The following is a 26577-nucleotide window of genomic DNA, read 5'->3' as shown; positions in this document are numbered from 1 at the left end:
CTGCGGGGATCCGGATCTTTTCTGGCCGGTTCGCCGGAGGATTCCGGGCCGAACGACAAAAGGAAATCATCCAGAACGAGAGGGAGGTTTTCAGGTCCGGGTTTCATCCTGCACTCAACAATGACATTTCTTTTTTCAGTTGAAGCAGAACGGTGATCGCGTCGCTGGCTGCGGTCTGGCTGCGCTCAAGCTGCAACAACATGATCACCTGCTCGCTCTCCAGCGCGTCCTCGCGAAGCGCGCTGATTTCAGGGTCGTCGGGCTGCGTGTCCATCAGCAATGTGGCCAGCGCCTGCGCCGCCTGCACGCATTGATCCAGGATCCGTTCGGGCGGTAATGTGTGCTGGTCCGTGCCATCGGCGAGCATTTCATTGGCGCAATTCTGCAGGAGGGAGAGCGCCATTTCGATCGCCTCGTCGCGGCCCATCTGCGATGCGGCGGGTGCCGGGGGCTGCGCCGCCGGGGCGGCCTGTGATCTTTCGGGCGCCGATACCGTCTGCGGCTTGGCGGTGTCCCTGGTCTCGGGATGGGCGGTCTGCGGCCTTGTGGCAAAACCGATCCGGGTCAGCAACACGTCCGCATGATCCCTGTCGGCCAGCCTGGCGGTCGCGATCTCGCGATCAATGCCATCCGCGAGAGCCTTGCCGCCGCTTGCCTTCCACAGCCCGACGCTGGTGACGGTGCCGGATGCGCAGGCGGCGCTCGCCTGCTTGGTCGCAACGGGAAAGAGGCAGAGAAACTCGTCCGCAAAATGTTCCTGAAAGCGGGATACCTGCTCGGCAAGCACGCCTTTCATTTGCAACCGGTCCGCCTTGGTGAGTGCGAGAAAGCTGTGATCCTTCAGGCGATCCGGAACGGAAGACCAGATCGAGCATTCCCGGTCGTCGAAATTTTCCGAGCACCAGATCGCGATATGTGCCTTTTTCGCCGCCCATTCGAGCAGATCCGAACGCTGTCCGAAGTCCTCGGGCATATTGATCTCGATCAGGCTCTTGTCCTCAAGCTGAGGCAGGGGCAACTCCTGAATGACGCGAAATGTTCGCGGCGGAATGTCGGCCTGTGTCGCAACACCGTCGCGCCGTGTGGCGGTGGCTGTCAGCGCCTCATAGGTGACGCGAGCGGTTTTGCCGTGAACCAGCTCGATGATCGGAACATTCTGGAGATCCGGCATCACCGTTTCGCGGAGGATGATGTTCAGCAAGCTGGTCTTGCCCGAACCGGGCAGGCCCAGAACGGCGATTTGCGTGGGTTCCGTCAGATGTGCGAGCAACTGTTTGCCGACCTTCAGAAACTCGTGCGGCAACCTGTCGTCGTTCAGCGCAAGCTGAAGACGCTCGGTCATGTCCTGAAGATCGGGTAACATCATCGCAGTTCACGTCCCTGAAAAGTGTTTCTGGTCCAGATCGTCGTTTTCCCGTTCACCCTTGCGAGCATGGATGTTCGGGTGGACTGGACCTCGGCGACGGGTGCGGGTGCCGCGATATCAGCGGCAGCGCAGGCGAGTCTGGATCGTTCCTGCACCTTGAGAACGCAAAGCGAGAGGTTGTCCTGGTCGGGATCGTTGAGATCGGTAATGCGTTTGACCAGTCTGGCGCTGATCTCGGCGCTTGGCAGGGTGCGTGATTCATAGACGATGCGTGCGATTTCCAGATCGCTGATGAACTGTAGCCCATCGCTGGCGGCAATCACGATGTCGTCGTGCCGCAGTTCAACAGGCGTGTCGCGGCAGTCGATTTCCGGAATTGTGCTGCCGATCAGAACCGATGTCAGGCAGCCCCGGTCGGGATGCTCGTCCGCCACCTCTCGCGCCATCTCGCCCCGGTCGACAAGTTGGGCCATGCGTCGTTTTACGGAATGCTCCTCGTTCAGGCGGAACAGGCGGTTGCCGCGGAACATGTAGAGAGGCGAGTCGCCGACCGATATCCAGTAGAGCCGGTTGTCGATCACGATCGGCGCGACGAGCGTCGCGCCCATGCCCTGCATCCGGGGACTTTCACTGGCCATCCTGCCGATACATTCATTGGCGCCGCTCACGGCGGCATGCAGGATCTTGCCGATGTCCGATTCCAATTGTTCGGCATCGTCGGCACGCATCTTCAATTCGCTGAAGATTTCGGTCACGACGATCTTGCTTGCCACATCGCCCGCCGAATGCCCGCCCATTCCGTCGGCCAGTACGATGAAACCCATCCCCGCACCGGCGGTGAAATCCACGGCCAGCGTGTCCTCCTGATACTCGCGCTGCCCCTGAATGATTGCAGGGGCAGCATCATAGACATATTGGACCGTTTCAGGCACGTTTCAGGGCTTCTTGTTCTGACTTGGCCCAGGTGAAATCGTCCTCGCAAAGGGCGATGAACCTAAGTGTCGTCTCGCCCAGCCGGATCTGATCTCTGGAACAAAGCTCTTCGGTGCTCAGAAGCGGCTTGTTGTTCAGGCGAACCAGGTTCGATTTGCCGCTATGCCCGACGAAGAACCTGTTTTGTTCGGAGTCGTAGGCAATCGACAGGTGATTGTCGCGCGAGATGCTGTTGTCGCCAAAGTTGAGGCACACGGTCTGATCCGTGCCGCGCCCGACCTTTGAAACCCCGTCATGCAGCGCGAAAGAGGCGCCCCGACCGAGTTCGGAGACAACCACCAGCCAGCCGACCGGGAACGGGCTGTCAGAGTGGCTTGTGGTTTTCTCGAACATGTCAGTCTGGTCGAGTGAACCGGCAGAAAAGCCCAGCAGCCGCGTCTTGACGCGACCGGACCGGCTTGACCCGCGCCCGGCGGCGGGTGCCGGGACTTCGACGGATGACGTTTCCTCGACGGGGCGCTCCGGCAAAGGCTCTGCGATGGGCATCCGTGCGTCCATGGCCGGCAGTTCCTCGGGTTCGCAAGTCTCCAGAGGATCGGGAGCCTGGTATTCCGCTCTCTGTTCAAAATGCTCCTGACGGAGCTTTTCGAAAGGATCGGCGATGCCCTGCAGATCGTTCAGATCGGAGATATCCAGATCCTTGAAATAGTCCTCCTCCTCCTGCGCATCGTCGAACGCAAGATCGTCCGTGTTCATCGGCTGGCGGAGGTCCGGTTGCGCATCCTCGACCTGATCGGGGGCCGAATCCCCGATTTCCTCCCCGGATTGATCGAAGAGTGAGAAATCGGAGTCGAATTCCGCATCCTCGAAGCTGTCATCCTGTGGCAGTTCATACGCATCGAGGGGCAACGGATCGCTCGCCCGGCCCGGCGGATACATCTGCGCACCGGCGCGGAGCGGTTCGTAGCGCGATTCGCCTGTGTCAGGCTTTGCCAGATCAGCAGTTTCAGCCACCGGCGCGCTGCGCTTTTCGCTTATGATTTCGCGAATGAATCTCATCAGGTATCTCCTCGGCATTTCAATCAGGGCAGTCGCGACGCTCGGCGTCCCGGCAGGCAGCGTGAAATCAGGTTCATGATCCAGGATTTGCGTTTTGGATCAGTCTCTTCTTGTTCCGGTTTGCGGGTGTCATCCGGCTTTTTGTATTTCATCTGCCTGGCCTGGATTTCGAGTTCCTGCTCGGCCTGCCAAGCCTCGAGATCGTCGATCCGGTTGCCGAAGATATCCACGACTTTCTGCGACTCGGGAGCGACGCTCTGTGCGGTGGGTGGTGCGATACCCGTGGGGGCGCTGTCGGGTTTCCGGCGTTGCAGAAGCGTGTTCGTCGACGCGACGATCTGGGCGATCTTGGTTTCCAGATGCGGATCGGGTAACAGCTCGGGCCGCCGGGCGGGGCGCACCCTGGGCGTGGTCTCCAGTTCTGTGGCCCAGTCGCTTGCGGATTGAAAACGATCTTCCTGCGGAATTTCCAGCGCCCGGTCGACGGTCGCGAGAATGTTGTAGTCGAAGTCGAAATCGGACGATGCCAGCGGCAGGTAAGGGTCCGGAGCGCCGCTGGACACCGCAGCAAGCCGCGACTGGCAATCCGGCGGCGGAGACCCGGTAATCATGTCATAAAGGGTGGCACCCAGCGAATAGAGATCGCTCGAAAAATCGTGTCTGGCGTCGGACACATAGAACTCGTGCGGGGAATAGCCATCCTTGACGGCAACGATGATCGACTGATTGCCTGTCGACGGAATGCCGCTTTCCCGCGCTGCGCCGAAATCAATCAGCGTGATGTGGTCCGCATCGTCTGCGAGGATGTTGTCGGGAGAGATATCGCGGTGCAGGACGCCGTGGTCGTGCGTGTGCCCGATTGCCTTGAGTATCTGGTCCAGCAACGTGTGGAGAAACGCGTTCGTGATCCTTTCGGGGTGTTCCTGCGACAGCGTCGTCAGATCCACGCCTTTTACCTGATCGAGCGCCATGTAGGCAGTGTTGTTTTCCTCGAACACCTGGTGAACTGCGACGATATTGGGGTGAATCAGTTTTGCCATCTGGCGTGCTTCGCGGATGAATTGCCGCTTGAGGGCTGCAAACTGAAGTTCGACATCGGGCATCAGCGGTCGCACCCGGCCGTTCGCGCGCGTGCAGATACCCGAGGGAAAGCACTCTTTCACCACAACCTGACGGTCGAGGCTGTCGCGCGCGACATAGGTGATTCCGAACCCGCCTTTCTGAAGGCGGGATCTGATCAGAAACTGCCCGTTCAAGAGCGTCGTACCTTCTGGCAAGTCTTCTGTGTCAGCAGAATCCTGTACGGCGACCATCTGGATCATTTGCAGGTACCCGGTTTGCGAGGACGAAAAACACACGAGGGACCAAGTAATATTTTTACTTCGTCATGGTCTGTTCGGATTGTGATGAGAAAAAGGCGGTCTTCTGGCCAACATGTGTCGGCTTCCATTTTTTCGATGCGGGCAGGGCAGGCGTCGAACGTTTGACGCTAAACCGTTGCTTCCGGGCGCAGTTTCGCGAGTGACACCCGGAAATCCCGTACCGCTCATTTCGGCGATTTCCGGCACTTCAGGCCAGGGGCGGGGGATGCGGACGAGGCTGCGTCCGATGACAGTTCCGAGGTCTGCCGGGTCGGATATGCAGGACCATCAGAAGCTGCCAGTTGCAGCTGTTTCAGCGCCCGTCCGGGGTTGGGCCTGGCGCGGCGGGCGCGATCAGGTGTCGGGCCAGCCGCCGCTCGCGCCAGAAGGTGTAGATCCCCGAGGCGATGATGATTGCCGCCCCCGTCAGTGTCCAGACATCCGGGCGCTCGTCAAAGAGGGTCACGCCGATGATCAGCGCGAAGACAAGGCGCGAGTAGCGGAACGGTGTGATCACCGCCACGTCACCCAGCCGCATCGCCGCCACGATGGCATAATAGGCCAGCACGCCGCAAAGGAGCGCCAGTGCCAGATCGCGCCAGTTCAATGCGGAGGGCAGGGCGGGTGTGCCGTGAAAGGACAGAAGCATCGCCCCCGTCGGCACCAGCATGGCAAAGGCATAGGTCGAAAGCTGCATCGAGGAGATCGTGCGCGGCACGGCGCGGGTGGCCAGATCGCGAATCGCAAGACCGATCACCGCCTGCACTGCAAAGAGCGAGGCGGGTTCGAACCCTTCGAGTCCCGGCCGGATCACCATCAGGACGCCGCAGAACCCCACCAGAATGGCGCTCCATCGCCGCCAGCCCACCGTCTCGCCCAGAAAGAGCGCCGCGCCGAGGGTGACCGCAAGCGGTGTCGCCTGAAGGATCGCCGAGGCCGAGGACAAGGGCGTCAGCGCGATTGCCATGACAAAGCCGAAGGTGCCGACAATCTCGCCGAAATTGCGCAGGAGCACCGGGCTGCTCAGCAGGTCGCGCGACCAGATCCTGCGCCCTTGTGCGGTGGTGATCGCCCCGAACACGAGCGCGCCGCCAAAGCCGATCAGCATGATGATCTGCCCGACCGGCAGATCGCCGGCGAGCCGCTTGACGAACATGTCCTCAAGCGCGAACCCGGCCATCGCCAGAACCATCAGAATGCTGCCGCGCAGGTTTTCCATCGGGGTGTCCTATCAGGGATTGCCCCTGTTAGCGCAGGTCATCTGCACAAGAAAGCGGCAGAGCTATGACAGCACGACAATGCCGCTATGCTTGGCCTTGTGTTCGGGTTCGACATGTATCGTCACGCGGGCATCCGGCAGGACCGCCATCAACGCCGCCTCGATCCGGTCGCACAGGTCATGCGCGGTCTCGACCGTGGTTTCGCCGGGCATGACGAGGTGAAAGTCGATGAAGGTCACGGGGCCTGCGTGGCGGGTGCGCAGGTCATGCGCCTCGATCGCCACATCGTCGCTGGCCGCTGTGGCGATGATGCCGCGGATCTCGTCGAGTTCGTCATCCGACACCGCCTCGTCCATCAGCCCGCTGAGCGAGCCCTTGATGACGCCCCAGCCGGACCAGAGAATGTTGAGCGCCACCAGAACCGCCATGGCGGGATCGAGAATCCACCAGCCGGTCGCGATGGCCAGCCCGATGCCGATGAGGACGCCGACCGACGAGACCACATCGGTCATCAGGTGCCTGCCGTCCGCCACCAGCGCGGGGGAGCGGTAGCGCCGTCCGTTGCGGATCAGAAGGACCGCCCAGGCCCCGTTGATGAGGCTGGCGCCGGCGTTGATGGCCATGCCGAGGAATGGCGCGTCCAACGCGCGCGGGTCGAGGAACCCGGCCCAGGCCTCGCGCAGGATGAAGAGGGCGGCAATGACGATCAGCACCCCTTCGAGCACGGCCGAGAAAAATTCGGCCTTGTGGTGGCCGTAGGGGTGGTTGGAGTCGGCGGGGCGCTTGGCCACCCTGAGTGCTGCGATCACCGCAAGCGCAGCCGCGACGTTCACAAGGCTTTCCAGCGCGTCCGACATCAGCGCGAGCGAGCCGGTGAGCGCCCAGGCAAGTGCCTTGAGCGACAGCACCGCAAGACCCACGATCAGGCTGCCGATCGCCAGCCGCAGCACCCGGTTCATGGCATCCGCCCCCGCACGCCCCATGCTAGCGAGCCGGTTTCAGCGGCACGCCGTAGAGTTCCAGCCGGTGACCGATCAGGCGATAGCCCAGTTTTTCGGCGATCCTTTCCTGGAGGGCCTCGATTTCGGGATCGACGAATTCGATCACCTCGCCCGAGTTCATGTCGATCAGGTGATCGTGGTGGTCGCGTTCGGCGTCCTCGTAGCGGGCGCGCCCGTCACCGAATTCGAGCTTGTCGAGGATGCCCGCCTCTTCGAACAGCTTGACCGTGCGATAGACCGTGGCGATCGAGATGCGCGGATCGCGGCCCGCGGCACGGGCGTAGAGTTCCTCGACATCCGGGTGATCGTCGGAGTCCTGCAGCACCGAGGCAATGGTGCGGCGCTGATCGGTCATGCGCAGGCCCTTGGCCTCGCAGCGTTCGGTGATGGTGTCGTTCATGGGCCGCCTCGTGAGATGCTTGCACGCGGAGATAACGGCATGGGCGCGCGGATTCCACCCTTTTTGGCCCGATGCGCGGCGTTTAATGCGGCGCCGTGCGCGAGAATAGCTGGATCACGACGATCCCGGCAAGGATCATGCCGGTGCCGATCACGGCCGGCAGGTCGAGTTTCTGGCCAAAGACCAGATAGCCGATGCAGGCGATGAACACGATGCCGAGGCCGGACCAGATCGCATAGACAACGCCCACCGGCATGACCTTGAGCGTGAGCGCCAGAAGATAGAAACTGATGCCATAGCCCAGCACCACCATCACGGAGGGCCAGAGCCGGGTAAACTGCTGGCTGGCCTGCAACGCGGTGGTGCCGGCGGTTTCGGCCAGAATGGCGAGAAAGAGGATGAGGTAAACGTGAGGGATCATCGTGCGCTCTCTGGTTCGGGGTTGACCCAAGGCTTACGCGAGGGCGCGCGCCGGGTCCATGGGGAATGCGCTCAGGCGCGGCTGAGCGGCAGTTCGGTGCTGTGCTTGATCTCTTCCATCACGAAGGAGGCCGAGACATCGCCCATGGGCACCCGCGCGATGAGGGTCTGGTAAAGCCGGTCGTAATCGGCCATGTCGGCGACCTGCGCGCGAATGAGGTAGTCAAGATCGCCCGACATGCGGTAGACGCCCTGCACCTCGGGCAGGGCGCGGGTAGCGCGGGCGAATTTGTCGAGCCAGTCTGCGTCGTGCAGGGCGGCGCGGATCTGCATGAACACGGTGAGCGGCAGGCCGATCCGGGCGGGATCGAGAAGGGCGACGCGGGCGCGGATCACGCCTGCGGCCTCCAGCGATCTGATCCGCCGCCAGCAGGCGTTGCGCGACAGGCCGATCCGTTGCCCGAGGGTTTCGAGCGGCAGATCGGCGTTGCGCTGCAATTCGGTCAGGATTTTGCGATCGAATTCGTCAAGATTGCTCGTCATATGGCGTCTTTTGTGGAAATTTTCCCGATTATACCCGATGTAAGCGGAAGTTTGGGAAAATTTCACCCTCTTGCGCGACTATTCTGGTCGCAACACAGAACAGGGAGGGCAAGCCGATGATTTCAAAAGTTTTCCTGGAGCATCCGCGCAGTGTGGACGAAAGCTATCTCGAACATGCGGTTTTTGCGGGGCGGTTCAGTCTCTGGCTGTTTGCCGCCGGGTTTGCCGCGCTCATTCATGCGGTGATTCCCTGCGCGTTCGAGAAAACCGCGAGCCGGATGATCGCCGAGATGTATGCAAGGACGCATAACCGGGGCAAGTGAGGGCCGCGGGCGCAATCCGCAGCGATGGCGGGATTAAGAACGGGGGCCGGCGGGCCCCCGTCCTGTTTCGTCGCGTGCTGCGTTCAGCCCGCCAGTGCCTTGCCGAGATTGTCGTCGACCTTTTCGAGAAAGCCCATCGTGGTCAGCCATTTCTGGTCGGGGCCGACGAGCAGGGCCAGATCCTTGGTCATGTAGCCGCTTTCGACGGTATCGACGATGACCCGCTCCAGCGTTTCGGCAAAGGTCTTGAGCGGGGCGTTGCCGTCCAGCTTGGCGCGGTGCTTGAGCCCGCCGGTCCAGGCAAAGATCGATGCGATCGAGTTGGTCGAGGTCTGTTCGCCCTTCTGGTGCTGGCGGTAGTGGCGCGTCACCGTGCCATGCGCCGCCTCGGCCTCGACGATCTTGCCGTCGGGTGTCATCAGTTGCGAGGTCATCAGTCCGAGGCTGCCAAAGCCCTGCGCCACGGTGTCGGACTGCACGTCGCCGTCATAGTTCTTGCAGGCCCAGACATAGCCGCCCGACCATTTCATCGCCGAAGCGACCATGTCGTCGATCAGGCGATGTTCGTAGTGAATGCCCTTCTTCTTGAACTCTGCTTCGAATTCTTCCTCGTAAACCTTCTGGAAGAGATCCTTGAAACGCCCGTCATAGGCCTTGAGGATGGTGTTCTTGGTCGAGAGATAGACCGGCCAGCCCAGATCCAGCCCGTAGTTGAGCGAGGCGCGGGCGAAATCGAGGATCGACTGGTCGAGGTTGTACATGCCCATGAAAACGCCGGAGGAGGGCGCGTCGAACACCTCGCGCTCGTCCACGGTGCCGTCTTCGCCGACGAATTTCATGGTCAGCTTGCCCGGCCCGGAAAACCGCATGTCGGTGGCCTTGTACTGATCGCCGAAGGCGTGGCGACCGATCACGATGGGCTGGGTCCAGCCCGGCACGAGGCGGGGAACGTTGCGGCAGATGATGGGCGCGCGAAAGACGACGCCGCCAAGGATGTTGCGGATCGTGCCGTTGGGCGATTTCCACATCTTCTTGAGGCCGAACTCCTCGACCCGCTGCTCATCGGGGGTGATGGTTGCGCATTTGACCGCGACGCCCACCTCCCTGGTTTTCTCGGCCGCGTCGATGGTGATCTGGTCGTTGGTGCGGTCGCGTTCCTCGATCCCCAGATCGTAATAGAGCAGGTCGACATCGAGATAGGGCAGGATCAGTTTCTGCTTGATGAAGTCCCAGATGATCCGGGTCATTTCATCGCCGTCCATCTCGACGATGGGATTGTCTACCTTGATTTTGGTCATCTCGAAGGCGTCCTTTGCGGTTATGGGGGATTCGCGTGATTGCCGGCGTCATAGCCGAAAACCGGTGCGTCGAAAAGATAGTATGCGACGGTATACAGAAATAGTCCCGTCAAACCACCTGTGGTGCAAGGCGTCTGACCCGCTGCATCAGCCCGAGGCCGATGAGAACCGCCCCCAGAACGCCCAGATGCGCGGGCATCGGTGTGCCCTGAAACTGCTGTCCGATGGGGATGGCGATGGCCACGCTGCCCACCGTGGCGGCGGCCCCCGTCACGCTTGCCGCCATGCCCGCGATCGCGCCCATGGGCGCCATGGCGAGCGCGTTGAGATTGCCCAGCGTAAGCCCCGCCTGAAAGAATACACCGGTCTGCCAGATGACAAAGACGGCGAATTGCAGTTGCGGCGGCAGGCCGATCTGCCAGAGGATAATGGCGATGAGCGAGAGGGCAATCTGTGCGGCAAGCGCGCCGCTGACCATCCGCTCCATCCCGAGCCGCATCACCAGCCGGGAGTTGAGAAAACTGCCGCAGCCCGCGATCAGCGCCATCAGGAAGAACCAGTAGGGAAAGCTGGTCCCCCGGCCAAAGGTCACGTCAAAGATCGGCTGCACCATGCTGAGCGAGGTGAAGAGCGTGGTCATGCAGAGCATCTGCACCGCGATTGCCAGCCGGGTGACGGGATGTCCCAGAACCTCGCTGAGCGCGGCCCGGAGCGGTGCGGCGCGAAACGCGCGGCGGCGGTCGGGGGCGAGCGGCTCTGGCAGGCGCAGCGACATCCAGAGCGAAAGCGCCGCGGCAAAGAGGACAAAGGCTCCGAACACGCCGCGCCAGCCGGCCAGGACGATAATGCCCGCGCCCAGAAGCGGGGCCAATGCCGGGGTGAGGGCAAAGACCATCATCACGAAGGACATCAGCCGCGCCATTTCGCGGCCCGCGTAGAGATCGCGGATGATCGCGATCGACACGATCCGAAAGGCGGCGGCACCCAGCCCTTGCAGCGCGCGGGCGGCGAGCAGGGTTTCAAGGCCGGGGGCCAGCATGGCCAGGGCCGCGCCCGAGACATAGATGACCGCGCCCAGCAGGATGATCCGCTTGCGCCCGAAACTGTCGGACAGCGGACCGGCCAGAAACGTGCCGATGCCAAGGCCGAGAAGGAACGAGGTAATGATCAGCTGCGCCCGGTTCGGCGCGTCGGGTGCAAGCGTCTGTGCGATATGCGGCAGGGCGGGCAGCATCGCGTCGATGGAGAATGCCACGGTGGCCGCCATCATCGCCATCATGGCGATGAATTCCGGTCGGGCGGGGCGGGTTGCGGCGGACATGCGGGTTCCTTTTGCACGGACGCGCAGCCCTTAGCACGCAGCGGGGGGAGGGGCCAGATCGCGCTTGTTTATAGTTGAGTGAAACAGTATGAAATCTGCACGGCAATACCTGATAGAAGGAATCGGATATGAAGCTCTCGCATTTTCACACCTTCAGCCTCGCCGCCCTGATCAGCGTGGCGGCATTCGCCGTAAGGGCAGACACGACCGAACTGGCCGATGGCAGGATGACCTATGAGATCTTTGAACATGCGGTGGAGCATGTCGATCTGGCGACCTGCCCGGCGGAGTTCGATACCGAGACGCAGTTTTGCCGCATGACGCTGGCCGACGACCGGGCGCACGTGTTCGTCTTCGCGCTTGACGGCGATCAGGTTCTGACCGCGGTCAAATCCTACGACCTGAGCGACGGGCTGCCACAGTTCTGAGGGTCAGGCGGCGGCCCGTTGAGGGCAAGCGCCGGTGTCACGCATCGGCGGTCAGTTCGTCAATGACCTTGACCCACAGGTCGGCGGGCTGACAGCCGGGCACGGCATGCTGGCCGCCGACGATGAAGGTCGGCACGCCGGTGATGCCCATCTGGCGGAACTGGGTGTCGCGCGCCTTGATATCCTCGCGGTCCGCATCCGTCTGCAGGAGGCGTCGGATCATTGCGCCGTCCATGCCGAGGCTGTCGGCGATGTCGGCAAGAACCTCATGGTCGCCAATATCGCGGCCTTCGTCGAAATAGGCGGCAAAGAGCGCCATGGCCATGCGGTCCTGGCGGTCCTCGATGCCCGCCCAATGGATCAGGCGATGCGCATCGAGCGTGTTGGGCGTGCGTTTGATCGCGGCAAAGTCGATCGTCAGCCCCGCTGCTTCGGCGCGTTCGAGCACCGGCGCATAGGCGCGGATGGCACCCTGTTTGCCGCCGAACTTGGTTTCGAGGTATTCGTGGCGGTCCATGCCGGATGCGGGCATGTCGGGATTGAGTTGAAAGGGATGCCATTCGATCTTGAACGGGTGATCGGGGCGCTTGGCAAGCGCCTGTTCCAGAAGTGTTTTTCCGATATAGCACCAGGGGCAGATCGGATCGGAGATGATGTCAAGCTTGGTCATGGAGCGCCTTGTAGATGGGCCGCAGCGCGCGGCGCAGGAGTTTGCCGTTTGCCCCGGTAGGCAGGGTGTCGACATGAAAATACCCTCGCGGGCGTTTATAGGCGGCAAGCCGGTCGCAGGCGAAGCTGTGCAGCGTCTCGGCGGGCAGTGGTTCGGGGCCAGTATAGAAGGCCATGATCAGGCGCGCATCCTCTTTTACCTCGATGTCGGTGACGGCGCATTGGGTGATGCCGGGATGGGTGTTCAGCACCGCCTCGACCTCGATAGGTGAGACGCGAAAGCCGCCGGCGTTCATCATGTCATCGGTGCGACCGAGATAGGTGATATGGCCCTCGGCATCCATCGCGCCCTGATCGCCGGTCAGGAACCAGTCGCCCTGATACTTCTCTGCCGTTGCCTCGGGCGCGCCGAGATAGCCCAGCATCAGTCCGGGATCGGAGCGGTGAATGGCGATGGTGCCCGCGTCGCCGGTCGCCACGGGGCCGTTTGCGCCCAGAATGGCGAGGCGGCGGCCCTGCTGCGGGCGGCCCAGAGTGCCGGGCGGGGCGGGGTCATCCGGGCTGCCCGAGATGAAGGTCGAGCATTCGGACATGCCGTAGGCCTCGTGGATGGTTGTGCCGGTGGCCTCATGCCAGTGCTGGCGGATCGCATCCGAAAGTTTTTCCCCGGCCGAGAGGCCGTGCCGCAAACGGGGCAGAGACAGCGTCTGACCTTGCTTGAGGAGTTTGCGGTAAACACCTGGCGCCGCGGCGAAAATCGTCGCGTCGTGGCGTTTGAGAATGAGCGGTAGTTGCTCGGGCGTGATCTCTGGCGCGGGGATCAGGGCGGTGGCGCCCATGGTCCAGGGATCCATGAGGCCGGTGCCAAGGGTATAGGTCCAGTTGAACGCGCCCGCATGGCAGAGCCGGTCCTGTTCCCGCAGGCCATACCAGCCCTGAAACATCATCCGCCGCGCCCAGATCGCGCGATGGGCGTGGGCCACCGCGCGCGGGATGCCGGAGGTGCCGGAGGTGTAGATGATATAGGCCAGCCGGTCGGGATCGCCCATGGCATATGCGACGGGCGGCAGGTCGCGCATCGCCGTCAGGGTGGTTTCGTCGAGAATGGGGATGTCCGTTTCGGGACAGGCGATGCCGCCCGCGCGCAGGATGACGGCGGGGGTGGTGGTGGCGATGATGCCTGCCACTTCCGGTGCGGTCAACTGGCTCGAGGTCGGAATCGGCACCAGCCCTGCGGCGATGGCGCCGAGATAGGCGATCGGGAACTCGACCGTGTTGCCCAGCCGCATCAGCACCCGGTCACCGGGGCGCAATCCGGCCTGCAACAGCCCGGTGCCGGTGCCAAGGACGGCCGCCCGGAGCCGGGCATAGCTCCAGCGGTCGGCACCCGACAGGCCCAGAACCGCCAGCGCAATTCTGTCGGGCAGGTCATCGGCGCGCCTCAGCACATGGGCGGCCAGATTGAAGGGGTGGGGGCAGGGCGGCGGCGGGCCCTGATCGAAAACTGCGGTCATGCGTCCGGATTAGGCCGCGCCGAGGCCAGTTGCAAGTGGGCCGGGCCTGCGTGTAGAAACGATCCATGACAGATGGTGGAAATTCTCCTCTTATCCGCATTATCCGGGACAGCGGCGAGACGGCGCTTGCCGAACCGCTTGATCTGGGTGCGCGGGTGCGCGATCTGCGCAAGGCGCGGGGCTGGACGCTGGAACAGGCCGCGCGGCAGGCGGGGCTGGCGCGCTCGACACTGTCCAAGATCGAGAACGGCCAGATGTCGCCCACCTATGAGGCGCTGAAAAAGCTGGCCCTGGGGCTGGAAATATCTGTGCCGCAGCTGTTCACGCCGCCCTCGCGCAATCAGATCAACGGGCGCATGGCGGTGACCAAATCCGGCGAGGGCGCGCCCAAGGCCACCGCCACCTATGAGCATGAACTGCTGGCCGAGACGCTGAGCAAGAAGCGGATGATGCCCTATCGCGCGCGGATCCGGGCGCGCGGCGTCGAGGAATTCGGCGGCTGGGTGCGCCACGACGGCGAGGAGTTTCTGTATGTGCTGACGGGGGTGATCCGGCTCTATACCGAATTCTATGAACCCATCGAGTTGCGCCGCGGCGACAGTGCCTATTACGATGCCACCATGGGCCACAACGTGATTTCGGTCAGTCCCGAGGATGCAACGATCCTGTGGGTCACATCGCTGTCATGATATTGCGGTAGGGCGCAGGGAAAAGATCATATCCGCCGACCGAACATACCGCCACATTCTTTGTGAAAGTGGCGGACCGAGGAGGATTCGAACCCCCGACCCCTTGATTCGTAGTCAAGTACTCTATCCAGCTGAGCTATCGGTCCGTCGAGGGCAGCAATTAGACTCTGCGGCCGGGCATTGCAAGGGCGATTTGGCGGAATTCAGACGCCCTGACCCAGATTTCCCTTGGGCAGGGTGATGCAGAACGAGGTGCCGGTCGCGTCGCTGTGTTCGAGCGAAAGGCTGCCGCCATGGCCGCGCACGAGTTCGGCGGCGATGGTCAGGCCGAGGCCGGTGCCGCCCTTGGTCACGCCACCCTGAAACGGCTTGAAGAGATGCTCGCGCGCCTTGGGCGGCAGGCCGGGGCCGGTGTCGCGGATGCGGATGATCCATTCGCGGTCGTCCTCGTCGGCCATGACGTTGATTTCACCGGGCCGCCCGCTGTTGACGATGGCCTGACGGGCATTGCGCACGAGATTGGCGATGACGCGGTAGAGTTGTTCGGTGTCGGCCAGCACCAGAAGATGCGCGGGGACGTCCTCGGAAAAGCTGATATCCGCGTCTCCGGCCGACAGCCGCTCGCTCTCGATCACGTCGGCGACGATCTTGGCCAGCGGGACGCGCGCCAGCGTCGGGCCCGGTTCTTCGGCCTTGCCGTAGGCGAGCGTCGCCTCGCACAGATGCACCGCGCGGGTGAGCGAATTGACCAGTTTCGGGGCCATGCGTTTGACCGCCGGATCCTCGCTCATCTCGATGCGGTCGGTGAAAAGCTGCGCGCTGGTCAGGATGTTGCGCAGGTCGTGGTTGACCTTGGCCACGGCGCTGCCAAGCTGTGCCAGATGCTCTTTTTGCTTGAGCGCGCCGGTCAGTTGCATTTGCAGCGATTGCAGGGTTTCCTCGGCCTCGCGCAGTTCGGTGATGCCCGAGGAAGGCTTGATCACCCGCCGCGCGTCCTCGGGGGCTGCGGCATAGGCCTGCATCGTCGCCACCACCCGCCGGATCGGTTTGACGAGAAACCCGCGCACCGCGAGAAAGAGCAGCCCGGCGGTAATGATCGAAATGACCAGCGAGAGCCAGAGAATCCGCAGCCCGTAGTCGATCATCGCGGTGCGCAGATCGCGGGAGTCGACGGTGATCTCGATCAGCAGGCCGCCCATGCGCACCGGTTCTCCGATCACGCGGATCACCTGAGGTTCGCGCGTGTAAAGCCGCAGCATGGCATCGCGAATGAGCGTGAAGGCCGGCGCGTCGCGCAGATCAAAGGTATGTGCGACCGGCTGGGGCACCGGCGAGGACAGCACGAGTTGACGCGCCTCGTCGCGCCGCAGCACCACGTTGAACACGCCCGCATTGCGCAGGAGTTCCTCTTGCAGATCCGGGCTGACCTCATCCGCAGCCAGAAGCACCAGCGAGGCGATCTGCGCCCGTTCCAGCCGGTTGAGCAGAAATTCCTCGCGAAAGCGGGCAATCGAAGGCACGAAGATCAGCACCTCGGCCAGCATCACGAAGATGGCCGTCAGGATCAGGAAGCGCCCCGATAGTGAGTTGAGCAAGTGGTTCTCCTCTCTTGGGTCCGAATCTCAGGGCAGCCAGCGCTGCACGAAGCCTACGATCCGTTTGACCATAGCGCTATCAAAGAGCTTTGGAGAAAAATAGGCGCCGGCGGCGCGTTTGTTGATCTCGCTCAGTGTCGGATAGGGCACGACCATTGCCGCCACATGTTTCATCTTGAGTTTGTTGGCGATCACAAAGGCCCAGAGGCTGATCATCTCGCCTGCCTGCGCCCCCACGATGGAGGTCCCGACGGGGCGGCCGCGCACCACCATCACCTTGATCAGCCCCGCGGTCCTGCGCTCGGCGATGGCGCGGTCATTGTGGTTGTAGGGAAAGCGGATGACCTTGAGATTGCCGCCATGTTCGGCGCGCGCCTGCGCCTCGGTCAGGCCGACATGCGCCAGTTCGGGATCGGTATAGGTGACCCACGGGATGTGATCGGTACGCTCGCGGGCCGGAAGAGCCAGCAGCGCGGAGCGGATGATCAGCCCGGCATGATAGCCCGCCATATGGGTGAATTGCAGCCCGCCCGCCACGTCACCGATGGCGTAGACGCGCCGGTTCGTGGTGCGCATGGAGGCGTTCACCCTGATGCCGCGCCTGGTGGTCTCGATGCCTGCGGTCTCAAGGTCGAGCCTGTCGGTATTGGGCTTGCGGCCCACCGCCATCAGAAGATGCGTGCCGCGGAACACGCGCCCGTCCTTGGTTTCGACCTCGATGGCGCCTGTGGCGCCGCGAACCTCGGCGGCCATGGCATCCTCGGCGATCCCGATGCCCTCGGCGCGGAATTGCTCTGTCACCACGGCGGTCAGTTCCGGGTCATCCTGGCCCAGAACCTTCATTCCCTCGATCACGGTCACGTCACAGCCAAGGCGGCGGTGCGCCTGAGCCATTTCCATGCCGATCGGCCCGCCGCCGATGATCAGCAGGTGACCGGGTTTCTCGCGCAACTCGAAAATCGTCTCGTTGGTTTCGTAGGGCACCGTGTCGAGCCCCGGAATGGGGGGAACCAGCGGTGACGAGCCGGTCGCGATCACGATGCGGCGCGCGGTAATGAGGTGATCGCCCGCCTGCACCTCGGTGGGCGAGACAAAGGTTCCGTAGTCACGGATCACCCGCACGCCGAGTCCCTCGAATCGCTCCTGGCTGTCCACGGGTTCGATCTGTGCGATGACATCCGCCACATGATCCTTGGCGGCTGCATAATCGACCTGAGGCGTTACATCGGCCACGCCATAAATCTGCGCATGGGCCTGCGCATGGGCCGCCTTGCCGCTGGCGATCAGCGCCTTGGAGGGCACGCAGCCGAAATTCAGACAATCGCCGCCCATCCTGTGACCCTCAAGCAGGATCACGCTGGCACCCATCTGCACCGCGCCCGCCGCGACCGACAGGCCACCCGAGCCGGCACCGATGACCAGCAGGTCGGCTTTCAGTTTCTGCATGCTCAGATGTCCTTCTTGCCACGGATGGTCTTGATCAGGATGGGCAGGGCCGCCAGTGCGCAAAGCCCCAGGATCGGCCCGATGATCTGCGGTTCCCACAGCAGCGACAGATCGGGGTTTTCGCCACGATCAAAGACCTCGCCCAGCCCGACCCCGATCCAGGTGAATACGATGGCGCCGGGAATGATGCCCAGCACCGTGGTAAAGGCGAAGTTGACGAATTTGACCCCGACCAGCGCGGGCAGCAGATTGGCCACGAAGAACGGCACCGCAGGGACAAGGCGCATCAGGAAAAGCACGCTGATTTCATTATCGTTCAGCCCAGTCTTGAGCTGTTTGAGCTTTCCTTCGGAGGTTTCGAGCCGCGCCGCGAGCGTCTGGCCCAGACCGAGGCGGGCCGCGAGAAAGATCGCCACGGCGCCAAGCGAGGCGGCAATCACGTTGAATGTGGTGCCAAGCGCCAGCCCGAAGAGGAACCCGCCGGTGACCGAGGCCACCGCCGCGCCGGGCAGGGAGAATGCCACGATCAGCACATAAATGCCGATGAAGGTCAGGACCATCAGCGCGAAATGAGCGTCGCGGAACGCGACAAGCGCATCGCGGTTGTCGCGCAGGGTATCGAAGGTGATATAGTCGCGCAGGGTGACGTAGCCGATTACGGCCACGATCAGGATGATCGCCAGGGGCGCGTGGCGCGTCCAGGGTCTGGGCTTGTTGTCGGTTGCGCGGGATGTGCTCTGATCCATTGTCTCGCCTGATTTGATCACTATTCCCCCTAGTTGCACAGTCGCGGGCGTTACCGCTAGGGGCCTCACGCGGGGGTGATCGCGGGTGATGGTTTGCGTGGTGTCATGGCCTGCCGTGCCGAGCCTTGTAACATTGGCATGGGATTTTCGCATGTTTTTGTTGCAAAACCCGGGGGTGGGGTTTGACTTGTGAAAACGGCCACTCTATAGACCGGGCTTCGGATACACATGGGCGGCGCGATTCCTGAACGCATGGCCTGACAACGTCGGAGACGGAGCGATGAAACGCACCTTTCAACCCTCGAACCTGGTTCGCAAACACCGCCACGGGTTTCGTGCGCGCATGGCCACCAAGGCCGGTCGCAAGATCCTGAACGCGCGCCGTGCGCGTGGCCGCAAGGTGCTGTGCGCGTAAGCGCGCGGCCTGAGTGACGACAATGACACCGCCGGAGGCCCCCCGCAGCGATGCCGGGATCATGCCTCTGGCGGTTTCGTCATGCGCGGGGGGGGGACTGGCAGTCTTGCGCAGGCGTGCCGATTTCCTGGCTGCGGCCCGTGCGCGACGTCATGGGACCGGATCCATGATGGTTCAGGGCAGGGACCGGCGCGATGGCGATGCCACGATCCGCGTAGGCTTTACCTGTTCCAAGAAGGTCGGCAATGCCGTGACGCGCAACCGCGCCAAGCGCCGTCTGCGCGCGGTGGCGCGCGAGGTGCTGCCCGGTCTGGCGCAGCCGGGGTGGGATTATGTGCTGATCGGCCGCGCCGGTGAGACGGCTGTGCAGCCCTATGATGCGCTGCGGCGTGATCTTGCGCAGGCGCTGGGCAAGTTGAGGGGGCAGGGATGAGTCCGCTGGCGCATATTCTGGCGCTGACGATCCGGGCCTACCGTCTGGTGCTCAGCCCCTGGGTGGGCTGGCATTGCCGTTATCATCCGACATGCAGCCAATATGCGCTGGAGGCGCTGGAAAGGCACGGTGCGCTGCGCGGTGGCTGGCTGGCGGCGCGGCGTATCCTGCGCTGCAACCCATGGGGGCAATGCGGCCATGATCCGGTGCCCGAGCGCCGCCGGGGCTGAGCCCGCGCGGCGCGCGGGGTGAGAATCGGCCTTTCCCCTGCCGGTCATCCATGCAATAGGGAAGCGCCAAACGAGATATCCATGGAGAATTGGAATGGAGATTCGCGAGGCCCTTACCTTTGATGATGTTCTGCTGGTACCGGGCGCGTCCAGCGTGTTGCCCAGCACGGCCGACACGCGCACCCATGTGACGCGCGCGATCGCGCTCAACATCCCGCTGCTGAGTTCCGCCATGGACACGGTGACCGAGGCGCGCATGGCGATCAGCATGGCGCAGGCGGGCGGCATGGGGGTGATCCACCGCAATCTGAGCGTAGAGGAACAGGCCCGCGAGGTGCGCCGCGTCAAGCGGTTCGAGAGCGGCATCGTCTATAATCCGATCACGCTGCGCCCCGATCAGACGCTGGCCGACGCCAAGGCGTTGCAGGAGCGCTATAATGTCACCGGATTTCCGGTGGTGGACGAGGCGGGGCATGTGGTGGGGATCGTGACCAACCGCGACATGCGCTTTGCCGAGGATGACCGCACGCCGGTGCGGGTGATGATGACGAGCGACAATCTTGCGGTGCTTCGGGAACCTGCCGATCGCGACGAGGCGAAATCGCTGATGAAGGCGCGGCGGATCGAGAAACTGCTGGTGACCGATGGCAAGGGCAAGCTGACCGGCCTGCTGACGCTGCGGGATACCGAACAGGCGGTGCTCAACCCTACCGCCTGCAAGGATCTGCTGGGGCGTCTGCGGGTGGCGGCGGCCTCGACCGTGGGCGATGCCGGGTTCGAACGCACGCAGGCGCTGATCGAGGCGGGGGTGGACATGGTGGTGATCGACACCGCGCATGGCCATTCCGAAGGTGTGGCAAAGGCGGTCGAGCGGATCAAGGCGCTGTCCAACGAGGTGCAGGTGATGGCCGGGAACGTGGCGACCGCAGAGGCCACGCGCGCCCTGATCGGTGCCGGGGCCGATGCCGTCAAGGTCGGGATCGGACCAGGCAGTATCTGCACCACACGGATGGTGGCGGGTGTGGGTGTGCCGCAGCTGACGGCGGTGATGGACAGCGCACAGGCGGCGGGCGATGTGCCGGTCATCGCCGATGGCGGGATCAAGTTCTCGGGTGATTTCGCCAAGGCGATCGCGGCGGGGGCCTCTTGCGCCATGGTGGGCAGCATGCTGGCGGGCACGGACGAGAGCCCCGGCGAGGTGATCCTCTATCAGGGGCGGTCGTTCAAGGCCTATCGGGGAATGGGCTCGCTGGGCGCCATGGCGCGCGGCTCTGCCGACCGCTATTTCCAGAAAGATGCCGCCAGCGACAAGCTGGTGCCCGAGGGGATCGAGGGGCAGGTGCCCTACAAGGGGGCTGCGGGCAGTGTCATTCATCAGCTGGTGGGCGGTCTGCGCGCCGCGATGGGCTATACCGGCTGTGCCACGGTCGAGGAGATGCGCAACAACTGCCAGTTCGTGCGGATCACCGGCGCGGGACTCAAGGAAAGCCATGTGCATGACGTGCAGATCACGCGCGAAAGTCCGAATTACAGGATAGGCTAGTATTTTCATGTGGTTGCGGGGTGTTTCTGAGGTGTATGGATGACGCCTGCCGCACGGATATCCGCCGCCATCGAGGTGCTGGATGCTATCCGCGCCGGGGTCTCTGCCGAGCAGGCGCTGACCAACTGGGCGCGGCGGTCGCGGTTTGCCGGGTCGGGCGACCGTGCGGCGCTGCGGGATCATGTCTTTGATGTGCTGCGCCGGTGGCGGTCTTGCGCCGTGTCGGGCGGGGGAGAGACCGGGCGCGCGCTGATGCTGGGCGCGCTCAGGGCGCAGGGTATTGATCCAGATACTTTGTTCACCGGGACCGGACATGCGCCTGCGCCGCTGACGGCGGCGGAGCGCGACGGCGGCGCGCCGCCGGAAGGGGCAGCGGCGCTGGATCTGCCGGACTGGCTCTGGCCGCGGTTTCAGGCGGCGCTCGGGGCCGAGGCCGAAGTGGCCGCCGAGGCGCTGCGACATCGCGCGCCGGTGATGTTGCGGGTCAATCCACGCCGGGGCACAGCGGCGGACGCAATTGCCCGTCTGGCCGCGGAGGGCATTGTCGCCGAGCCATGCGAGATTGCCATGAACGCCTTGCAAGTCACTGGTGGAGAGAGAAAAATCGCCACATCCTCTGCCTATCTTGAGGGAGTGGTCGAGCTTCAGGACGGCAGTAGTCAGGCGGCGATGGAGCGGCTTGACGTAGCGCCCGACGCACGGGTGCTGGATTACTGCGCCGGGGGTGGCGGCAAGACGCTGGCGCTGGCGGCGCGAGCCGAGGCGCGATGGGTCGCGCATGACGCCGCGCCCGAACGGATGAAGGATCTGCCGGCCCGCGCCGCGCGCGCCGGGGTGGCGGTGCGGGTCATGGACCACGCCGCCCTGCACGCCGCCGCGCCCTTCGACCTTGTACTCTGCGACGTGCCCTGTTCGGGCAGCGGCACCTGGCGGCGGACCCCCGAGGCGAAATGGCGTCTGACGCCGGAACGTCTGCGGGAACTGACCCGCCTTCAGACGCAGATTCTGGCCGAAGCGAGCCGCATGGTCGCGCCCGGCGGTGTTCTGGCCTATGCGACATGTTCTGTCTTAAATGAAGAAAATCATGATGTTATATCATATTTTCAATGCAAACATCCCGAATGGAACATATCGGGACAGGAACATTGGCCGATCTCCCGTCAGGGCGACGGATTTTTTCTTGTGCAATTATGTCGTGTAAACGGGTAATTATACAACCTTGACGTGTTCTCTCAGACTTCATTAAACCTCTTTTAAGGTTTTGCCGCCAGAGATGATCCGGCGAGAACTTGAAAAGGGCGCAGTCATTGGCATTCCTGACCTTCAGCGGTGGTTCCCTCCGCCAGGCGGCAACGTGGATCGGCGCGCGGCTCAGGGTCATTCTGGCGGTGGCTGTCCTGTTCTGGATAGTGGCTCTTTTTCTGCCACCGGGTCAGGGGCAGATCGTGCTGGTCATGGCGGGGGCGGCGCTTGGCCTGTCCGCGATCTGGGGCAGGATCGCGGAACGATTGCGTAGGAGAGAGGGCGAACATGTTTTGCGGCAGGCGAAATCCATTCTGGACGATGATCCGGCGCCGTCGATTCTGACGGGGGCAGAGGGGCGAATCCTCTATCACAATGCCTCTGCGGCGCAGATGATCGCGACGCAGAATCCCGGCACTCTGGCCGCAGCGCTGCGCGAGGTGCTGGCCAATCCCGGCATCATCCTGTTCCGAATGGAAACCCGCGCCATGGCCAAGGGTGCGGTGGTCGAGGATATCGTTACCCATTCGGGGCATCTGCGGATCAGTGTGCACCGCGCCGGGACCGGGCATTTTCTGTGGCGGATCGAGAAATCGGCCGACCGACCGCAGCGCAGTGTCGATCCGCTGTCGCTGCCGCTGCTGACGGTCGGACGCAACGATGCGGTTCTGTACATGAACCCTGCGGCGCGCGCGCTGGTCGGGGAACGGGTCCGGACGCTCGATCAGATCTGCACCGCTGTGCCACTGCGATCAGGCCGGATGAATGACATCCGCACGCCCGAGGGGGCGCGGCCATGCTTTGTGGTCGAGCTGGAGGGCGCCGCGGGGCGGCGTGAGGTTTTTCTGCTTCCTCGCATTGATGGCGCCGAATGCCGGTCCGATTGCTGGGCCTGTTTCGACAATCTGCCCGTGCCGTTGCTGAAACTGGCGCGCGATGGCACGATTCAGCTGTCGAACCGGCCGGCGCGGGATTTGCTGGGGACGCCGGGGCGCCGGGGGCAGCCGTTGAGCGAACTGCTCGAGGGGCTGGGGCGCTCGGTGACCGACTGGATAAACGATGCCGCCGACGGTCGCGGCACGGTGCATGCCGAGTTTCTGCGTGTGCGGCGAGAAGATCGTGAAGTGTTCGTGCAGGTCACGCTCAACCGCGCCACAGAGGAGGGTGAGGCGGTGCTGATCGCGGTGCTGAATGACGCGACCGAGTTGAAGTCGCTGGAGGCGCAATTTGTGCAGAGCCAGAAAATGCAGGCAATTGGTCAGCTTGCGGGGGGCGTTGCACATGATTTCAACAATCTTCTGACCGCGATATCCGGCCATTGCGACCTGCTCTTGCTGCGGCATGATCAGGGCGATCAGGATTACTGCGACCTCATGCAGATAAACCAGAACGCCAATCGCGCGGCGGCGCTGGTCAATCAGCTTCTGGCTTATTCCCGCAAGCAGACGCTGCGCCCTCAGGTGATCTATCTGCGCGACACGCTCTCGGATCTGACCCACCTGCTGAACCGGCTGGTTGGCGAGAAGGTAACGCTGTCGCTGAGCCACGATCCAACCCTCTTTCCGATCCGCGCCGACAGGCGGCAACTGGAGCAGGTGCTGATGAACCTGGTCGTCAACGCGCGTGACGCGATGCCGCAGGGCGGGGACATCCGCATTCTGACCGAGAATGTCGCCCTGACCGAACCGCTGCGGCGTGACCGCGCGGTGGTGGCGCCCGGATCCTATGTCTCGGTCAAGGTGATTGATGCGGGCGTTGGTATCGCCGCCGACAAGCTGCAAAAGGTGTTCGAGCCGTTCTTCACGACCAAGCGCACCGGCGAGGGTACCGGGCTTGGCCTGTCTACCGCTTACGGCATAGTCAAGCAGACCGGCGGTTTCATTTTCGTTGACAGCGCGCCGGGCAACGGAGCCTCTTTCCAGTTGCTGTTTCCGGCCTATCACGGTCGCGAGGAAGTCATTGTACAGACGCGATCGGGTGATACACCGCATGAGGCTGCCCGTGGCCTGGTCTTGCTGGTCGAGGATGAGGCACCGGTGCGCGCCTTTGCCAGCCGTGCCCTGCAATTGCGCGGCTTTACGGTTCTCGAGGCGGATTCGGCCGAAACCGCGCTAGACCTGCTTGCCGATGATACGCTGCGGGTCGATGTCTTTGTCACCGATGTGGTGATGCCCGGCCTTGACGGGCCAAGCTGGGTGCGCACCGCGCTGACCGCGCGACCCGATGTCAAGGTTGTGTTCATGTCCGGCTATGCCGAAGAGACCTTTGGCGACACGCAGGCGAAGATTCCCAATTCGGTGTTCCTGCCCAAACCGTTCTCGCTGAACGAACTGACGGAAACGGTCCAGCGCCAGTTGGACTGGGCATGAAATCTGCGGCGGATGTCTCAGCCCGCCCTGGGTTCCGGGGCAGGTCGGGCGGCGAGGGCGTGGTATGACCCGTTCGCGCCAATTCCCTGCCAGAGCGTGAAATCATCCGCGAATTTGCGCCTGAGCCGGGCCTCGGTCGCCGCGCTCAGGGGCGTCGGGCGATCGGGGGAGCGATTGAGCGATGCCGGTTCGAGGCGCGTGTTCAGCCGGGCCTCGAGAAAGGCGATGAGGCCCGGCTGATCCTCGTAGCGAAAGAGATGGGTAACGCGGGTGCCATTGCGCTGCGGTTCGAGGAATTTCGCCTGCGAGCCGACCCTGGCAAAAGCGGGTTGATTGCCCGAGCAATAGGCGCTGACGAAATCGTCGAAGCTCATCCCGTGGGTGCTGGTGGGCTGACCGGCGGCGGCGGGGCGCTGGCGGTAACGATACCAGCTGCCCAGCCAGCCTATCGGTTCGCGCATGACGGCCAAGATATCCATATCGGGCGCGACGAACCGTTCGATCATCGGACGAAAGAACCGATTGTAGCGGAATACCGGAGCATGTTTGAGTTCTGGCGGCGCCGTGACGGACATTGCGGCCAACGGCGCCAGGGCTGTCTCGAATGCCGTGCTGCCGGTTTTTGGTACTGCAAGAAAAACCAGCCTTGCCTCTGAAAAAACTAGCATTTCCCGCTCTTCATGGTTGCGTCGTCCAGTCAAATTCAAATCTAAACTACTTTTTAACCGTTTCAGACAAAAGTGGAATCACCAACAAACTTCTTGAAATGTTCTCTTTTTGTCCGCATAAGGGGTGGAACAAGAGGCGAACACAGGCAATCATTGCCGCCCCAGGCAGGGTGTGGAATAAGGGACCGGACAAATGGCAACGGCAGATCTTCTCTCAATGGACAACAAGCGAAACGCAGACAAGCAGAAGGCGCTGGACAGCGCCCTGGCGCAGATCGAGCGGCAGTTCGGCAAGGGGTCGGTGATGAGGATGGGGGGCGACAACCCCGTCAAGGACATCGAGGCAACCTCGACCGGATCGCTTGGGCTTGATATCGCGCTGGGTATCGGCGGGATCCCCAAGGGTCGCATCGTCGAGATTTACGGGCCCGAAAGCTCGGGCAAGACCACGCTGACGCTGCATTGCGTGGCCGAGGAACAGAAAAAGGGTGGCGTCTGCGCCTTTGTAGATGCCGAACACGCGCTCGACCCGGTCTATGCGCGCAAGCTCGGGGTTGACCTGGACGAGCTGCTGATTTCGCAGCCCGACAACGGTGAACAGGCGCTGGAGATTGTCGACACCCTGGTGCGCTCGGGCGCGGTCAGCATGATCGTGGTCGATTCGGTGGCCGCCCTCACGCCGAAATCCGAGATTGAAGGCGAGATGGGCGACAGCAGCGTGGGCGTTCATGCCCGCCTGATGAGCAAGGCGATGCGCAAGCTCACCGGCTCGATCAGCCGCACCAATTGCACGGTCATCTTCATCAACCAGATCCGGATGAAGATCGGCGTCATGTTCGGCAACCCGGAAACCACGACGGGCGGCAACGCTCTCAAGTTCTACAGTTCCGTGCGGCTCGATATCCGGCGCATCGGCTCGATCAAGGACCGTGACGAGGTGGTGGGCAACGCCACCCGCGTCAAGGTGGTCAAGAACAAGGTGGCCCCGCCGTTCAAGGCGGTGGAATTCGACATCATGTACGGCGAAGGCATATCCAAGATGGGCGAACTGCTGGATCTGGGCGTCAAGGCGGGCGTGGTCGAGAAATCCGGCAGCTGGTTCAGCTATGGCGACGAACGCATCGGGCAGGGCCGCGAAAACGCCAAGACCTTCCTGCGGGAAAACGCCCGCATCGCGCTGGAGATCGAGGACAAGATTCGGGCCTCGCACGGGCTGGATTTTGACATGCACGGCGACCCGGATGCGCCGGAAGAGGGCAACATACTGGAGGCGTGAGCGTCGGCGTGCCTTGTGAGTGCGGCCCGGTCGCCGTGCCGGGCCATTTTCTTGCGGTGGACATGAGGG

Annotated in this window: 27 protein-coding genes and 1 tRNA gene; 10 read left to right on the top strand and 18 right to left on the bottom strand. The window is 63.1% G+C overall.

What is annotated here, in order from left to right:
• Positions 1-103: 103 nt before the first annotated feature.
• The 9 genes from BSG08_RS14050 to BSG08_RS14010 all read right to left on the bottom strand — a co-directional run bounded on the left by BSG08_RS14050 (position 104) and on the right by BSG08_RS14010 (position 8303).
• A complete protein-coding gene (locus tag BSG08_RS14050; RefSeq protein ID WP_093038177.1) occupies positions 104-1366 on the bottom strand; it encodes a GTPase domain-containing protein in 1263 nt (420 codons plus the stop codon).
• Positions 1363-2298: a PP2C family protein-serine/threonine phosphatase gene (locus BSG08_RS14045; RefSeq protein WP_093038175.1), complete on the bottom strand. Its 936-nt coding sequence runs from the start codon at positions 2296-2298 to the stop codon at positions 1363-1365. The genes BSG08_RS14050 and BSG08_RS14045 overlap by 4 nt, the downstream gene beginning before the upstream one ends.
• Complete coding sequence (locus tag BSG08_RS14040; protein WP_175544794.1) at positions 2291-3358, bottom strand: FHA domain-containing protein; 1068 nt, start codon at positions 3356-3358, stop codon at positions 2291-2293. Before BSG08_RS14040 ends, BSG08_RS14045 begins: the two co-directional genes overlap by 8 nt.
• A 23-nt stretch (positions 3359-3381) precedes the next feature.
• The gene (locus tag BSG08_RS14035; RefSeq protein WP_175544793.1) at positions 3382-4461 is read right to left on the bottom strand and encodes a protein kinase domain-containing protein; all 1080 of its coding nucleotides are present in this window, start codon (positions 4459-4461) and stop codon (positions 3382-3384) included.
• A 571-nt stretch (positions 4462-5032) separates the two neighbouring features.
• Positions 5033-5938 (bottom strand): DMT family transporter, encoded by a 906-nt coding sequence (locus tag BSG08_RS14030; RefSeq protein WP_093038166.1) that lies wholly within the window; start codon positions 5936-5938, stop codon positions 5033-5035.
• A gap of 63 nt (positions 5939-6001) precedes the next feature.
• Positions 6002-6898: a cation diffusion facilitator family transporter gene (locus BSG08_RS14025; protein ID WP_093038277.1), complete on the bottom strand. Its 897-nt coding sequence runs from the start codon at positions 6896-6898 to the stop codon at positions 6002-6004.
• Positions 6899-6923: 25 nt separating this feature from the next.
• The gene (locus BSG08_RS14020; protein ID WP_093038163.1) at positions 6924-7340 is read right to left on the bottom strand and encodes a Fur family transcriptional regulator; all 417 of its coding nucleotides are present in this window, start codon (positions 7338-7340) and stop codon (positions 6924-6926) included.
• A gap of 82 nt (positions 7341-7422) precedes the next feature.
• On the bottom strand, positions 7423-7761 hold the full coding sequence (locus BSG08_RS14015) for an SMR family transporter (RefSeq protein ID WP_139274576.1): 339 nt from the start codon (positions 7759-7761) through the stop codon (positions 7423-7425).
• Between the two features lie 71 nt (positions 7762-7832).
• A complete protein-coding gene (locus tag BSG08_RS14010; RefSeq protein ID WP_093038160.1) occupies positions 7833-8303 on the bottom strand; it encodes an Lrp/AsnC family transcriptional regulator in 471 nt (156 codons plus the stop codon).
• Positions 8304-8419: 116 nt separating this feature from the next.
• Between BSG08_RS14010 and BSG08_RS14005 the strand changes: the two genes are divergently transcribed.
• A complete protein-coding gene (locus tag BSG08_RS14005) occupies positions 8420-8626 on the top strand; it encodes a DUF6356 family protein (RefSeq protein WP_093038158.1) in 207 nt (68 codons plus the stop codon).
• An 83-nt stretch (positions 8627-8709) separates the two neighbouring features.
• On the opposite strand, the gene BSG08_RS14000 is transcribed toward BSG08_RS14005, so the two are convergent.
• Together BSG08_RS14000 and BSG08_RS13995 are read right to left on the bottom strand one after the other, a co-directional pair.
• On the bottom strand, positions 8710-9924 hold the full coding sequence (locus tag BSG08_RS14000) for an NADP-dependent isocitrate dehydrogenase (protein WP_093038155.1): 1215 nt from the start codon (positions 9922-9924) through the stop codon (positions 8710-8712).
• A 109-nt stretch (positions 9925-10033) separates the two neighbouring features.
• Entirely contained in the window at positions 10034-11245 is a 1212-nt protein-coding gene (locus tag BSG08_RS13995; protein WP_093038152.1) for an MFS transporter, read from the bottom strand.
• Between the two features lie 128 nt (positions 11246-11373).
• Here BSG08_RS13995 and BSG08_RS13990 point away from each other — a divergent pair, with 128 nt between their 5' ends.
• Positions 11374-11673: a hypothetical protein gene (locus BSG08_RS13990; RefSeq protein WP_093038149.1), complete on the top strand. Its 300-nt coding sequence runs from the start codon at positions 11374-11376 to the stop codon at positions 11671-11673.
• Positions 11674-11710: 37 nt separating this feature from the next.
• On the opposite strand, the gene BSG08_RS13985 is transcribed toward BSG08_RS13990, so the two are convergent.
• Together BSG08_RS13985 and BSG08_RS13980 are read right to left on the bottom strand one after the other, a co-directional pair.
• Complete coding sequence (locus BSG08_RS13985) at positions 11711-12343, bottom strand: DsbA family oxidoreductase (protein ID WP_093038146.1); 633 nt, start codon at positions 12341-12343, stop codon at positions 11711-11713.
• Entirely contained in the window at positions 12330-13856 is a 1527-nt protein-coding gene (locus tag BSG08_RS13980) for a class I adenylate-forming enzyme family protein (RefSeq protein WP_093038143.1), read from the bottom strand. Before BSG08_RS13980 ends, BSG08_RS13985 begins: the two co-directional genes overlap by 14 nt.
• A 65-nt stretch (positions 13857-13921) precedes the next feature.
• Between BSG08_RS13980 and BSG08_RS13975 the strand changes: the two genes are divergently transcribed.
• Positions 13922-14545, top strand: a complete 624-nt coding sequence (locus tag BSG08_RS13975) for a helix-turn-helix domain-containing protein (RefSeq protein WP_093038140.1) — start codon at positions 13922-13924, stop codon at positions 14543-14545.
• 69 nt (positions 14546-14614) lie between these two features.
• On the opposite strand, the gene BSG08_RS13970 is transcribed toward BSG08_RS13975, so the two are convergent.
• From BSG08_RS13970 to BSG08_RS13955, 4 genes are all read right to left on the bottom strand, one after another.
• Positions 14615-14691: transfer RNA gene (locus BSG08_RS13970), tRNA-Arg, on the bottom strand.
• A gap of 57 nt (positions 14692-14748) precedes the next feature.
• Positions 14749-16140, bottom strand: coding sequence for a sensor histidine kinase (locus tag BSG08_RS13965; RefSeq protein WP_093038138.1), 1392 nt, complete (start codon positions 16138-16140; stop codon positions 14749-14751).
• Positions 16141-16167: 27 nt separating this feature from the next.
• Entirely contained in the window at positions 16168-17586 is a 1419-nt protein-coding gene (locus BSG08_RS13960; RefSeq protein WP_093038135.1) for a dihydrolipoyl dehydrogenase family protein, read from the bottom strand.
• A 2-nt stretch (positions 17587-17588) separates the two neighbouring features.
• Positions 17589-18332 carry a TVP38/TMEM64 family protein gene (locus tag BSG08_RS13955; protein ID WP_093038132.1) on the bottom strand — a complete coding sequence of 248 codons (744 nt, stop codon included), beginning with the start codon at positions 18330-18332 and terminating at the stop codon, positions 17589-17591.
• A gap of 280 nt (positions 18333-18612) precedes the next feature.
• Here BSG08_RS13955 and rpmH point away from each other — a divergent pair, with 280 nt between their 5' ends.
• The 6 genes from rpmH to BSG08_RS13925 all read left to right on the top strand — a co-directional run bounded on the left by rpmH (position 18613) and on the right by BSG08_RS13925 (position 24564).
• Positions 18613-18747: a 50S ribosomal protein L34 gene (gene rpmH, locus BSG08_RS13950; RefSeq protein ID WP_093038130.1), complete on the top strand. Its 135-nt coding sequence runs from the start codon at positions 18613-18615 to the stop codon at positions 18745-18747.
• Positions 18748-18769: 22 nt separating this feature from the next.
• Positions 18770-19180 carry a ribonuclease P protein component gene (gene rnpA, locus BSG08_RS13945; protein WP_093038128.1) on the top strand — a complete coding sequence of 137 codons (411 nt, stop codon included), beginning with the start codon at positions 18770-18772 and terminating at the stop codon, positions 19178-19180.
• Positions 19177-19410 carry a membrane protein insertion efficiency factor YidD gene (yidD, locus tag BSG08_RS13940; RefSeq protein ID WP_093038125.1) on the top strand — a complete coding sequence of 78 codons (234 nt, stop codon included), beginning with the start codon at positions 19177-19179 and terminating at the stop codon, positions 19408-19410. Before rnpA ends, yidD begins: the two co-directional genes overlap by 4 nt.
• Before the next feature lie 94 nt (positions 19411-19504).
• Positions 19505-20953: an IMP dehydrogenase gene (gene guaB, locus BSG08_RS13935; RefSeq protein WP_093038122.1), complete on the top strand. Its 1449-nt coding sequence runs from the start codon at positions 19505-19507 to the stop codon at positions 20951-20953.
• Between the two features lie 39 nt (positions 20954-20992).
• Positions 20993-22162 (top strand): RsmB/NOP family class I SAM-dependent RNA methyltransferase, encoded by a 1170-nt coding sequence (locus tag BSG08_RS13930; protein WP_093038119.1) that lies wholly within the window; start codon positions 20993-20995, stop codon positions 22160-22162.
• 98 nt (positions 22163-22260) lie between these two features.
• Positions 22261-24564, top strand: coding sequence for an ATP-binding protein (locus tag BSG08_RS13925; protein WP_245770713.1), 2304 nt, complete (start codon positions 22261-22263; stop codon positions 24562-24564).
• Between the two features lie 17 nt (positions 24565-24581).
• Here BSG08_RS13925 and BSG08_RS13920 read toward each other — a convergent pair whose 3' ends face one another.
• On the bottom strand, positions 24582-25232 hold the full coding sequence (locus BSG08_RS13920; RefSeq protein WP_093038117.1) for a sulfotransferase family 2 domain-containing protein: 651 nt from the start codon (positions 25230-25232) through the stop codon (positions 24582-24584).
• A gap of 193 nt (positions 25233-25425) precedes the next feature.
• Between BSG08_RS13920 and recA the strand changes: the two genes are divergently transcribed.
• The gene (recA, locus tag BSG08_RS13915) at positions 25426-26508 is read left to right on the top strand and encodes a recombinase RecA (RefSeq protein WP_093038114.1); all 1083 of its coding nucleotides are present in this window, start codon (positions 25426-25428) and stop codon (positions 26506-26508) included.
• Positions 26509-26577: the final 69 nt, after the last annotated feature.

Origin of the sequence: Roseovarius azorensis, assembly GCF_900109455.1 — a bacterium.
Taxonomy (GTDB): Bacteria; Pseudomonadota; Alphaproteobacteria; order Rhodobacterales; family Rhodobacteraceae; genus Roseovarius; species Roseovarius azorensis.
This window is presented reverse-complemented; position numbering and strand designations above follow the sequence as displayed.